The sequence below is a fragment of the Algoriphagus limi genome, from assembly GCF_024919275.1.
In the GTDB taxonomy this organism is placed as follows: domain Bacteria; phylum Bacteroidota; class Bacteroidia; order Cytophagales; family Cyclobacteriaceae; genus Algoriphagus; species Algoriphagus limi.
On record NZ_JANWGH010000003.1, the window covers coordinates 250,600 to 262,918 of the forward strand.

The following is a 12,319-nucleotide window of genomic DNA, read 5'->3' on the forward strand; positions in this document are numbered from 1 at the left end:
CTCCAATCCTATTCTTCCCCGATTTTTGAAAGTTGCTCGATTAAATCCCGCTCTTTACGGTAGCTTTTTCGAATGACCCAAATAAATCCGAACCAGAAACCTAATCCTGTAATCACGCAATAGGCAAAAAAGATAGGTGAGAGAAATGGCTGGATAGCGATCAAAAATAAGACAATTCCAATTCCATAAATCAGGTAAATAATAGGTGTGAAGACCTTTTGAATCTGCTTACGGCTTTGATAGTACCTTTTGACAGAATCCAAAAAGTCCTGTGTTGAAAGAAAAGTATGAAGTCGCTTCAAACCAATTTTGCTCCAAAATTCAAGCAGGACTCTTAGGACTAATGACCCAATCATCATTCCCAATCCTGAAATCAATTTCCAATCTCCAAATTGACCTATTCGGTAAAAAAAGAAAATTAGAGCAGTAAGAGTTAGCGTAAGAATGCCAATGACAAAGTATTGATCTCTTTTGAGCTTTTTCAAATATAATTTGGCAGAGGAAAGAATTTCATCAGCTGATTTTTGGGTAGGATTCCTTATTTGGGAATCATAGATAGCTTGAATTTCGTCAAAGGTTTCCATGGCTGATGCAGCTATAAAGTTGTTTTTTGATTCGATGGATTTTCACTCGTAGATTTTCAGAACTCAGTCCCATGGTTTCCTCAATAGTCGCATAGGGAATTCCTTCCAATACCATCAAAATAAGTATTTGATTTTGAGGCTGAAGCTTTTCAATGCACTGATGCATTTTTTGAATCTTTCTTTCTTTTTCATCATCAAATTCCACCTGAGGTTCTAAGGAGTATGCTTGGGCTTTATCCTTCTCTTTCTTTTCTTGCTTGATTTTCAAAAGACAGGTATTCACGGCGATCCGATAAATCCAAGTCTGCCAATTGGCATCCTCCCGAAACTGTTTTCTATGGATCCAAGCCTTAATAAATGTTTCTTGAAGAGCATCCTCTGCTAGCATGCTGTTCTGCTGAAAATAGCCTAAGCAAAGCCGATAGATGGTGTCTTTATGCTCCTCAAAACGTGCTTTGAATAATTCCTCTTCAGCTGATTGATTCAAACTCGTGGCTTTTTTAAGATTCTTGATGATTAGAGTGGATAAACTCTGATTTGTTACAAAATCGAAAGAAAAATTTGATAAAAATCGATTCAAGTGTAACAATGATAGCGGGAGCTACTCTAAAAGAAAAAAATAAAATAGCATGAAGACAGAATCTCTTTCAATGGGACTTAGGCAAACAGATCTACTAGATCAATGGAGAATCGAACTCAGTATTCGGTGTAAAAATGGTGTGAACTTCATTCTTGCTGCAGCCTTGATTTGGGCTGGGATTGCGGTGATTTGGAATTGGGAATTGAGTACTTACAATCAAAGTATTCTCACCTTTTCCATTTCCGGGCTAATGTTGCCACTTGCTTGGATTTTTGGAAAAATCTTGAAAACGGCTTGGAATGTGGAAGGGAATCCCCTAAATAAAGTGGGTTTGATTTTCAACCTGGCTCAGCTCTTTTATTTCCCTTTTCTCTTTATCCTTTTAGGAAATAAGCCCGAATTCTTTGCTTTGGGCTATGCCATCATCACCGGAGCGCATTTCTTCCCTTATGCCTGGTATTACAAGACCAATTGGTTTGGGGTTTTTGCAGGGCTGATCCCATTTGGATCGTGGATTCTTTCTAATTACTTCCCAGAAGTGATCGGGCTGATCCCTGCTTTTGTTTCGGGCTGTTTGGGGATTTTGGGGCTGGGATTGGTGAGGGATTATCGGTTAAAAATACTGCAAGGCAATCAGACAGCAATCCTTTGAGGTTTCTAAAACCTCGAAGGATTTATTTTTTCTCAGTTCTTAATATGCTTTATCCAAGAAAAATTTGCGTAAAAAATGATTAATTTTCTAGGTTTTTAGGTAGTTGTAAAACTAATTTCCTTATCTTTTAGTTGTTAACTTTTAATTTTTCAGATCTACGGATCATCAGGAGCAAATTATATCAATGGTTTAAAAATGATAACCGGATTAAGATGAAAAAGTCAATAATTCTATTTGTTTTCTTTGTTGGTCTTCTCTCCTGTAACCAAAACAAATACCCTGTCGGTATTTTTCCTGAGGAAGCGACCAATTTGTCAGTAATCAATTCTCCATTTGACGATGTTAATTCGGATGTACCCACAATTAATCATGGGTTTAAACTTGTTTTTTCATCCAATCGAATTAATTCTCAACCCAATCATTTTAATTTAGTAGAATCCAACTTGGTTTTTTATTGGGATAAGTCAGAGGGATTCTTAAGAGTAGATCGAGGTAATACCCTTTTTGATACCTGGTTGAGAGATTGGATCAGAAAAACGGAAACGAATTTCAATGAAAAAGGGCCCTATACCTTCATTGATTCGGAAGCTGGAGATATTCTGTTATTTAGCAGGGACAATGGCGAGGGCATTTATTCCATTCTTACCGAACCTCGAGAAGCTTCCTCACAAGAGGTCGATGGTGCTGAGGCATCTTTGAGACTAATGGAAAATGGATCGAGTGAAATGTACCCCTCCTTTTATGGAGCCGATTATTTGAAAGGTGCTGGAGTAGAAAGCCAAGGCCGACCTGAAAAAATGCTCTTTAGCTCGGATCGGGATGGTGCTTTTGATATCTATGAAGTGGATCTGCCTGCAAGTGGATCCGTGCTGGATTATCTCCAAAGTGCCAAAGAGAAGGATATCCAAAAAATCGAAATCAATACCATGGCCAATGACCACATGCCTTTTGTCTATGGGGACTTGCTGGTCTTTTCCTCAGACCGTCCGGGAGGATATGGAGGCTATGATTTGTATTATTCCTTCCGTAGTGGAGCCGGCTGGACCGAGCCGGAGAACTTCGGACCAAAGATCAATTCCGAATTTGATGAATATAGACCCGTGGTCTCGGACTCTTGGGAATTTGAAAATCAGGTGATAATCTTCTCCTCCAACCGACCCGGTGGATTGGGTGGGTTTGATTTGTATTTTGTGGGGATTCCGAAGTTTTAAATTGCAAAAATTAAAGTCAATGTATGAAACCTTCGAGGTAAGAAAGACCTCAAAGGTTGTGGGAATATCCTTTGAGGTTTCAAAACCTCGAAGGATTTTGAATTGGCAACAAAAACCTTCGAGGAGATTTCTCAATCGTTCCTCTTTCGAAATGACACCTCAAAGGTTGGGTTTACTGCTTTCTCTCTCCTCTAAACGTCCCATTCGGTTGAATAAAGCTTACCGCGATGATTTCCCCGTCTTTTTCCTCAAACTTCACCTTAAAGCCTTCTAGCACCTTTAGATTAAACTCATGTTCGCCGATATTGACCAATTCGTACTCGGGCTGACCAGGAACGAAAGCATAGAGTTTTTCCTCTTTGATGTAAATTTTCACTTCCTGCACGCCCATCAGCATATAGGCTCCTTCATATTTTTTCAAGTCATCCACCGAAAGCTCATTTTCCTTCGGAGTCCGCTTGAATTCGATCGGGTCGAGGGCAGGCTCCAACGCGGCTTTTAATCCGGAAATATCACCGGTCATATTGCTGACAAACTGAAAAATAAATGGATTGTCTCGATTGGGTTCGCCCTGATAAATCAGATACATATTGAAGGTATCGTAATCTTTGTGTTCCAAGAATCCACCCAAGAGGCCGGTCTGCACAAAGAGCGTATCATTCTTAAGGTCAATCTCCATTTTACCATAGCCGGGATGTTCGTAAGTGCCAGTGTAGTCCATCAAAATGTGGGAAGGCTTGGTCAGGCTAGCTTTTGCGGTAGAGTCGGCAGCTGCTTTGGCTTTGGCTTGTGCTTCTTTTGCTTCTTCCAGTCTCTTGACTGTCTCGCCTAGCCAGTCTACCGGGTCTAGTTCAAGCATATAATCTGAGATTATATTTCTTGTCACCCCCGGTAGCGGCGAACCGTTTTGATTGGTCAAAATCATGATTCCCAAACTGTCTGTTGGGAAAAATGATGCTGAAGCCGAAAAGCCGTCAATATTTCCCCCATGCTCCACCCGATAGTGTCCCCGATAGGAAGCCAAAAACCAGCCATAGCCATAGTTCGAAAACTGTACATCGGGATGTTCTTTGGAAGGAGTGCCTGCAGCCACGACCATCTGCGCACTCATGGCTTCTTTTACATAGTCCTCGGGGATGATTTGTTCTCCCTTGAATTTCCCACCATTGATCCAGGTGATCAGCCAATTGGACATCTCGGAAACGCTGGAATTGATCGCTCCTGCCGGACCCATGGCTGCGATGTTGTAGTAGTCCATTTTTTTGGTCTTGCCTTCCAAATCTACCGAGTAGCCAAAAGATTTATCAGCATCTTTTTCTAGGTCAGGAATACGGAAATTGCTTCGGGTCATGCCCAATTTGTCAAAAAAGAGTTCTTGTACATTCTCTTCCCAGCTTTTTCCGGTAAGTCGGGCACCAATTTCCCCTTGGAGGAAAAACATCCAGTTGTTGTAATACCACCGCTGTCGCAATCCGGTGAAAGGTTCCTGAAATTCGATACGCTTGATCAGTTCGGACTTAGACTCAGAGGGAAACATAAACCAAGAAAAGTCGTGCCTCGGCAATCCCGTCCGGTGTGCCATCAGGTCTTTTACAATGATTTGTTCATTCATCCAAGGTTCTGCAAAGCGAAGTTCGGGGATATATTTTCCTGGTCGTTCGTCGAAGTCGATTTTCTCCTCTTTGCGCAGCACGCCTAAGACTGCGGAAGTAAAGGCCTTGGAGGAAGAGCCGATGGCAAAAAGCGTGTTTTCTGTCACCGGAACCTGATTTTCCACATCCTTATAGCCAAATCCTTTGGCATAGACGATTTTATCCTTTTGGACGATAGCGACCGCAAAGCCGGGAGTATTTAGGGCGACTCGTGCTTTTTCGAGTTCGGTGTCCAAGGTTTTAAAAACATCTGCTTTTTTCTGGGAAAAGGTAGGGTTTAGAAAAAGGCAAAATAAAATGAGGGGTAGAAAGATTTTTTTCATGGCATTAGAAAAAGGTAGAAAACAATAATACAAAAAATAAAGCCTCCAATTAGGAGGCTTAGCGTTGAATTATCCTTCATTTTCCAGTGTTCGCCGGACCATATCCAGATTCACCCGGATTTCTTCGATACTTTCCCACTCACGTCCTTCAGCACCATGTTCGATTCCGACATAGCCATGATAATCATGAGCGAGTACAATTTTCATCATTCGGGTATAATCTAGCGGATGCTCCTCTCCTTGATCGTTCCAAACTGTTGGTTTTAAACTAACTCCCTTCGCATAAGGCATCAATTCATCTACTCCTCTATAAGAGTCATAACTCATGATCCGCTCTCCTTCTGCATGCATTCTAAAGTTTCCGAAATCAGGAAGCGTACCTGCTCGTGAATGGGCTGTTTGTTTGATCAATTCAGCTAGCCATTTGCCATTGGAAGAGAAACCTCCATGGTTTTCAATAATTACATTGATATCGTAGTCATCTGCAAATTCACAGATTCTTCGGAGTGTGGAGCTGCAAACATCAATCGCTTCTTGCTCTAGTTTAGGATCCTGACTGAATGGAACAGCAGTGTAGGCATTGATTCGGATGGAATGGCAACCTAAGAATTGAGCTGCTTCTACCCATTTTTTGTGATTATCTACTGTTTTTTGGCGCTCTTCTGGAGTTGCAGCACCCAATTGCCCTTCACGGTCTACCATGATCAATACATTGGTGACACCTTCGCCCTCAGCGCGGGTTTTCATTTCTTGGAGATAAACCTTGTCTTGAGCTTTATCCATGAAAAATTGATTGACATACTCTACTGCATCGATGTTGTGTTTTTTTGCTTCAATTGCAAAATCCAAATGATCCATTTTACCTGCGAAAAGTGGTCGATAGAGAGACCATTCAGCTAAGGAAATTTTAAAAATCGGATCTGCTTTGGCTTTGGCAAATGAAAATTCAGGGAGCCCGAGCCCTAGGGCCGCAGCGGCCAAGCCAGAGGTTTTGAGGAAATTTCTTCTGTTCGTCATAGGTGGTTGGATTTTGGGTTAATGGTTATTGATGTATTAATAATGGTAACCTAAGTTAATGAATTTGAGGGAGAATGCTTACCCTGATAGAGGGGGCTTCATTTTCCTCGACAGCAGGCGGTTCCTCTTTCCCGCAATGAAACAGCTGCTCACTGCTCAGTGCCAACTGCTCACTGCCCTCTGCCTACTGAATCAAATCTCCCATCCAGACCGATACTCCCTAGTCAGCAAGCGATTGGCCTCTTCATCGTTTGTGATCTTCACAAGATTGGAATCAAAGTGGACTTTTTTACCAGCGCGCAAAGCAATAGCGCCGAGATTAATCGTATCGGTAATGCATTGGGCTCGGGTAAAGCTACCAGGGGTCTGTCTGTTTTCAAGCATAGCATCCACCCACTGATCGGTTTTCCGATCAACTTCTCGGGAATTGATCCGTTCAGAATCCCGGCCTGGCATCATTTTACTTTCCGGTAAAAGCACTGGGTTTTCACCTCGGAAACCACCTAAAATTTTCCCTTTGGTTCCCACAATCATCAACCCTTCTTCGGGTGTATCTTTCGCATCCATTTCCAGTTCTTCAGGAGCAAACGGCTTCATTCCTCCGTCATACCAAAAAAGATCAAAAGCAGGTAATTTTTCCTGTTCAGGGAATTTCCATTTGATCATGCAACTGGCAGGGAAGGCGACATCATTATTCACCCACTGATAGACCTGATTGACTTCCTCTCGGGTCGTGGTGCCAAAGGCTTTTGCAGAAATGGGACTTCGATGGATGCCTAAGGTTTCAAATAGTGGAAACAAACTGTAATGTCCCATATCAGCCACGCTCCCTCCTCCGAACTCATACCAGCCACGGAAAACATTGTGCGTATAGTTTTTATGATAAGGCATATCCGGAACAGGACCGAGCCAAAGTTCCCAGTTCAATCCATCTGGGATAGGTTGAGATTCCGCAGGTCTTTTGGTCCACTGCTGCCAAACAGGTCGATAAGACCAATTGTGGATTTCTTTCAATTCCCCTATCAATCCCGCATCAATCCAAGCTTTGATCTGCCGGTATTCGGGCCGATCCGACCAAGCTAAAAGATGAGTAACCAAGCCAGAATCTTTGGCTTTTTGGATGACTTTTCTCCCTTCAACCAATCGATTTGCAATGGGCTTGTGGGTTACCACATGCATTTTAGAATCCATGGCTGCTAGGGCGATCGGCGCATGAGTATGGTCGGGAGTCATGATTTTGACTACGTCGATTCCACTTTCTTTGGCGAAAAGTTCTCGATAGTCTTCGTAGCTTGCACAGCCTTTGTAGCCACCTGAAGGGCTGTTTTTGGAATAGAATTTTTCAACATATTCTTTCCCAATATCCCTGCCTCCAGGAATTCCGGGTTTGCCTTCCCACCAAGAATCGTCACCGATTGTTCTTCGAATATCATTCCGGATGCCATAAGGAGACCAATCAATGTAATCTGTTGAGAATTTATTTACATCGCAGACTGCAACTACACGTACTTTAGGATTGTTGAGAAGTCCGCTCATTTCGCGAAGGCCTTGTGTACCGCAACCAATATTCGCAACGGTCAATTGATCAGAGGGAGGGATTTTTCCTAGTCCGGCAATGACATTGGAAGGAACGATGGTAAAGGAAGCGGCGAAAGTAGCGGCGGAGGCCAGAAAATCCCGGCGATTTAGCGTGGACATGATTTAGGTTTTTTGGGTTTGAAATGGAATTTAAGAATTTCAGTCTAAAAAGGAGAGCCTTTGATCAAAGTCCTCATTTCATATTTTTTGATATTGGGAAGCTTCTCTTTTAGAAAATCCTAACTTATAGGATCAATTCCATGCCCTATGAAAAATCTAGCTTTCACTTTTTTGATTCTCTTTGTGATTTTCTCCTGTCAAAACAAGGAGCCCCAAATCCAAGAAATTGTTTATCCCGAAAGACCCAATATCGTCTGGATCGTCGTCGAAGATATGTCTCCCGAACATCTGGAAAGCTACGGAGGCACAGGAGGGAAGACGCCCAATTTAAACGCTTTGGCAGCGGAATCTCTGCAATACCAAAATGCCTTTTCCACGGCAGGAGTCTGCGCCCCTAGTCGGGCTGCTTTGATCACTGGGGCCTATCAAACTTCCATTGGAGCGCATCATATGCGGACTACCGGAATGTCTGCGAATGCGCTAGATGCCTATCCTCCGGGATTTAAGAGTTATAATGTGGTATTACCTGAAGGAATGTGGCCATATCCAGTTCACTTGCGCATGGCAGGCTATTATGTGACCAATAATGTGAAGGAAGATTATCAATTTCGATCACCGGTTATGATGTGGGATGAAAGCAGCCGCAATGCCCATTGGCGCAACCGACCCGATAAAAATCAGCCTTTTTTCTCCATTTTCAATTTTATGACTACCCATGAATCTCAGGTTTGGGTAAGAGAAGGTCAGGATAGTCTTTTAGTGAATCCAAAAGACGTAACGGTTCCTCCTGTCTATCCCGATGATTCCCTGACCCGAAGAACTCTGGCTCGCTTTATTACCAATGTGATGCGGATGGATCAACAGGTGGGAGAAGTGATTGCCCAATTGAAGGAAGATGGATTGTACGAAAACACCATCATTTTCTTCTATTCCGACCATGGGGATGGGATGCCCTATTTCAAGCGTGAACTCTACGATAGGGGATTGAAGGTACCTTTACTGGTTAAAGCCCCTTGGCTGGAAGGAGGAACAAAAACAGATGAATTGGTCAGTTTTGTGGATTTTGGACCGACTGTCCTTTCACTTTCGGGAGTTCAAATTCCTGAAAGTATGCAGGGGCAGGCTTTCCTGGGAGCCCAAAAAGCAGAGCCTCGAAAGTATGTCTATGCGGCTAGGGATCGGATGGATAGCGAGTACGATCGGGTAAGGGCTGTTTCCGATGGTCGATTTAAATACATCCGAAACTACATGCCAGAAAAGCCGAATTACCAGAATATCCAATATCGTTTGAATAATCCATTGATGGTCCACCTGTTGGATTTGAATGAAAAAGGCTTGCTTAATGAAAATCAAGCCCGCTGGTTTGCCCAAAGCAAGCCCGAGGAAGAACTCTACGATACCCAAAGCGATCCTTGGGAGTTTACCAATCTGGCAGGCAATCCTGACTACGCTGAAAAGCTTGCTGAACTACGCAAAGCACATGAGGACTGGGTTGTTGAGTACGGAGACAAAGGTGCCCTGAATGAAATGGAAATGGTGAAAGCCATGTGGAATGGAGGCGATAATCCTCCGGTCACCGCGGAGGCAGACGTTGAATTTGAAAATGGCATGGTCACCTTGAGTTGCTCTACCCCTTCTGCTTTGATCGGTTGGAGAAAGTCCAGCTTCGAATCCTGGAAGATCTACACCGGACCTTTTGAAGCAATGGCAGGAGATTCCCTGTATGTGAATACTCATCGGATCGGGTATGTGGCGGCGGAAGTGGCTGTGAAGCTGGAATAAATTGAAAAAAGTTTGATATCAATTTGTCCTGAATCTTTTGAATCTAGACACTCAAGTAAGTGATTAGAATTATCCCGCTTTCGGAAAAGCATTATTGCGATGTAAATGGGAAGAGAAATACCAAATCTGAATGATTTAACAGCACTTAAGGCATTTTCAATTTGTGTAGCTGAAATCTTCCCCCACGTAGGATATTCAAATCGATTCTTTCTCCAATACCTTCCAGACTTCCCTTTTCTGAAAACTGCCAGATTACCCAATTTTTGGTCTCTGGTTCTAAAACTCGATTATAATTCGCAACCCAAATAGGATATTCATCAAATCCCTGATTGTGAAGAACCTCCCAAAAAAATCGATCTCCAGTATAAATCATTGGTTTTACTCCGTAATGAGCTTCGACAAGATTCAACCAGTTTTTGATGCCTTGGCGCAATCGGTTCCTGGATTGAATTGTGCTGTGCTTCTCAATATCCAACACGGGGATGAGATTTCCGGATTCTAATTTGACAGTTCGGATAAAATTTTCAGCTTGGTGGGTGCTATTTTCATTGGGGCGGTAATAGTGGTAAACCCCTCGAACCACAGGCAACTTTTTGGCTGCTTCCCAGTTTTCATAAAATCTCCGGTCCAAGCCATCGCTTCCCATGGTAGCACGAAAGACTAAAAACTGGACAGGACGATTTTGGAGTTGAAGGGTCAGCTTATTGAAGTCAATTTTTCCTTGATATTGAGAAATGTCAATTCCCAAAATTCCATCTGGAAATTGATTAAATACCTGATCAAACTTTTGCGTTTCTGTCCAAGCAGGAGTTTTTCGGGTATAGTCAGATAGCTCCCGCTTGATCCATTTGTTGTATTTGATTAGAGAAACAGTTCCTCCAATCAGGGTAAGCAGGATTAGAAAAATTACCCAAATCCAGGAGTTAGAAGCCTTTTTTCGGGGCATGGAAACTACTTGTCTTATTTCACTTCAAACACCGCCGACTCCCATGGCCCAAAGTCCAAGTCGATTTCAGCCCCGGCATCCGTCACTCGCAACAAAGTCTTCTTCTTCCCAAACATGAGCTCTTTAATTTCCCGCTCGCCTTTTTCCAGATTCCATTCTTTGAATAGTTCCGGAGAAAGTTTGAGCGTCGTTTTCACCGATTGGAATTCATCGAAGTTGGTCACCACTATTAGCTTTTGGCTTTCATCCCAGCGGGCAAAAGCAAAGGCTTTATCTGTGTATGCTGGATTTTGTTGACGGTTGAAGGAATGCAATTCTAGGTATTCACCCATTAAAGCAGAGCTGTTTCGGGTGAAGTTGAGCACTTCGGAATAGTAGTTTCGAAGGGCTTTTTCATTTTCCGACAGCTGTCCTCCATCAAACTTCCCTCCATTCATCCATTTCTGATGCTGCGGAACTCCTATGTAATCGAAAATAGAGGTTCGGCTAGGCTGTCCAAATCCTGCATTCTCTGCTCCCGGTTCGCCTACTTCTTGACCGAAATAAATCATGGTAGGAGAAGTTGAAACGGTTGCCGAAACGACCATGGCAGGCATAGCTTTCCAGGGATTTCCGGCAAATTCTGGACTTGCTATTCTTTGTTCGTCATGGTTTTCCAGAAAGTGGAGCATATGATGCTCAATGTCTTTCAATCCTTCCAAAATCGGCGCCAGATTATCGGTCGAACCGTAACCTTGCATGATATGCTTCAAGGTGTCGTACAACTCCACCTTATCGTAGAGATAATCCATTTTTCCCTTGTGGATGTAGTCTCGGTACAGGCTTGGGTTGTATACTTCGGCCAGAAGAAATGCTTCCGAATTGGTCTTTTTGATATGGGAATTCAGGTAGGACCAAAACTCCACCGGTACCATCTCAGCCATATCAAATCGGAATCCGTCTACCTTTTTTGCTAGCCAAAACTGGGTGATGTCCTTGAACTTTTTCCAGGAATCAGGCACTTCTTTGCCCTGCCAAAAGTCATAATGCGCCTTCCAATCTAGGGAATCAGCTCCGACTGGTAACTCATCAAAATCTTTTGTTCCGTCAGGTCTGACCCCATAATTTATTTTGACTGTTTCATACCAATCATAAAAATCAGGCTGGGCTTTTCTGGAACCATTGCCTGTCCATTTGGCTGGGTTTTCATCAAATTTTCTGTCAGCTAAGGGATTCTCTTCTCCGCCAAGAGGTTGGTATCCGTTTTTGGGTTCGGGTACTTGAAAGGCTTCTCCCGGGATGTAATAAAAGTTGTTGTCTCGGGTATATTCCACCGAAGTATCATCATCCGCGCCGAAATCCCTCACTCCAGCAGGATTGTTTTTCCCTTCATAATGCCGGGAAACATGATTAGGTACGATATCGATAATCACCTTCATCCCATGCTTGTGTGTACGTTCGATCAAAGCTTCGAATTCTTCCATCCGCTTGGTCACATCCACTGCCAAGTCCGGGTTGACTTGGTAGTAATCCCGCACGGCATAAGGCGAACCTGCCCGTCCTTTGATCACATCCGGATCATCGGAGCTTACACCGATTTCTGGAAAATCCCCGATTACTCCATGATGTGGCACGCCGGTATACCAGATATGTGATATCCCGAGTTTTTTGATTTCATCCAAGGCGGTATCTGTGAAGTCATTGAACTTTCCAACCCCATTTTCCTCCTTGGTTCCCCAAGGTTTGTTGGTGGTATTGGTATTGCCAAAAAGTCTTGTAAAAACCTGATAGACAACGATTTTTTGAGGTTTCATAGGTTCGCTTTCTTGAGGTTTTGGAGATTGGCAGGAAAGAATCGCCGCCGTTATCATCGCCGGGATTAAAAATTTCTTCAT

Annotated in this window: 10 protein-coding genes; 3 read left to right on the forward strand and 7 right to left on the reverse strand. The window is 43.1% G+C overall.

Translation table 11 applies throughout. The features are described from left to right. Window positions 1–8: 8 nt before the first annotated feature. Together NY014_RS13165 and NY014_RS13170 are read right to left on the reverse strand one after the other, a co-directional pair. Window positions 9–584: a hypothetical protein gene (locus NY014_RS13165; RefSeq protein WP_259415049.1), complete on the reverse strand. Its 576-nt coding sequence runs from the start codon at window positions 582–584 to the stop codon at window positions 9–11. After that, a complete protein-coding gene (locus NY014_RS13170) occupies window positions 571–1,071 on the reverse strand; it encodes an RNA polymerase sigma factor (RefSeq protein WP_259415050.1) in 501 nt (166 codons plus the stop codon). The genes NY014_RS13165 and NY014_RS13170 overlap by 14 nt, the downstream gene beginning before the upstream one ends. 142 nt (window positions 1,072–1,213) lie before the next feature. Here NY014_RS13170 and NY014_RS13175 point away from each other — a divergent pair, with 142 nt between their 5' ends. Beyond that, entirely contained in the window at window positions 1,214–1,816 is a 603-nt protein-coding gene (locus tag NY014_RS13175; RefSeq protein WP_259415051.1) for a DUF7010 family protein, read from the forward strand. Between the two features lie 212 nt (window positions 1,817–2,028). Further along, window positions 2,029–3,027 (forward strand): hypothetical protein, encoded by a 999-nt coding sequence (locus tag NY014_RS13180; RefSeq protein ID WP_259415052.1) that lies wholly within the window; start codon window positions 2,029–2,031, stop codon window positions 3,025–3,027. A gap of 172 nt (window positions 3,028–3,199) precedes the next feature. Here NY014_RS13180 and NY014_RS13185 read toward each other — a convergent pair whose 3' ends face one another. From NY014_RS13185 to NY014_RS13195, 3 genes are all read right to left on the reverse strand, one after another. Continuing rightward, window positions 3,200–5,002: a serine hydrolase gene (locus NY014_RS13185; protein ID WP_259415053.1), complete on the reverse strand. Its 1,803-nt coding sequence runs from the start codon at window positions 5,000–5,002 to the stop codon at window positions 3,200–3,202. Window positions 5,003–5,071: 69 nt separating this feature from the next. Beyond that, window positions 5,072–6,019 carry a sugar phosphate isomerase/epimerase family protein gene (locus NY014_RS13190; RefSeq protein WP_259415054.1) on the reverse strand — a complete coding sequence of 316 codons (948 nt, stop codon included), beginning with the start codon at window positions 6,017–6,019 and terminating at the stop codon, window positions 5,072–5,074. A 192-nt stretch (window positions 6,020–6,211) separates the two neighbouring features. Next, the gene (locus NY014_RS13195; RefSeq protein WP_259415055.1) at window positions 6,212–7,717 is read right to left on the reverse strand and encodes a Gfo/Idh/MocA family protein; all 1,506 of its coding nucleotides are present in this window, start codon (window positions 7,715–7,717) and stop codon (window positions 6,212–6,214) included. Window positions 7,718–7,864: 147 nt separating this feature from the next. On the opposite strand from NY014_RS13195, the gene NY014_RS13200 reads away from it, so the two are divergent. After that, complete coding sequence (locus NY014_RS13200; protein WP_259415056.1) at window positions 7,865–9,499, forward strand: sulfatase family protein; 1,635 nt, start codon at window positions 7,865–7,867, stop codon at window positions 9,497–9,499. Window positions 9,500–9,644: 145 nt separating this feature from the next. Here the strand turns inward: NY014_RS13200 and NY014_RS13205 are convergent, their stop codons facing one another. Together NY014_RS13205 and NY014_RS13210 are read right to left on the reverse strand one after the other, a co-directional pair. After that, window positions 9,645–10,445 (reverse strand): GH25 family lysozyme, encoded by an 801-nt coding sequence (locus NY014_RS13205; RefSeq protein ID WP_259415057.1) that lies wholly within the window; start codon window positions 10,443–10,445, stop codon window positions 9,645–9,647. 14 nt (window positions 10,446–10,459) lie between these two features. Beyond that, window positions 10,460–12,319, reverse strand: coding sequence for an alpha-amylase family protein (locus NY014_RS13210; protein ID WP_259415058.1), 1,860 nt, complete (start codon window positions 12,317–12,319; stop codon window positions 10,460–10,462).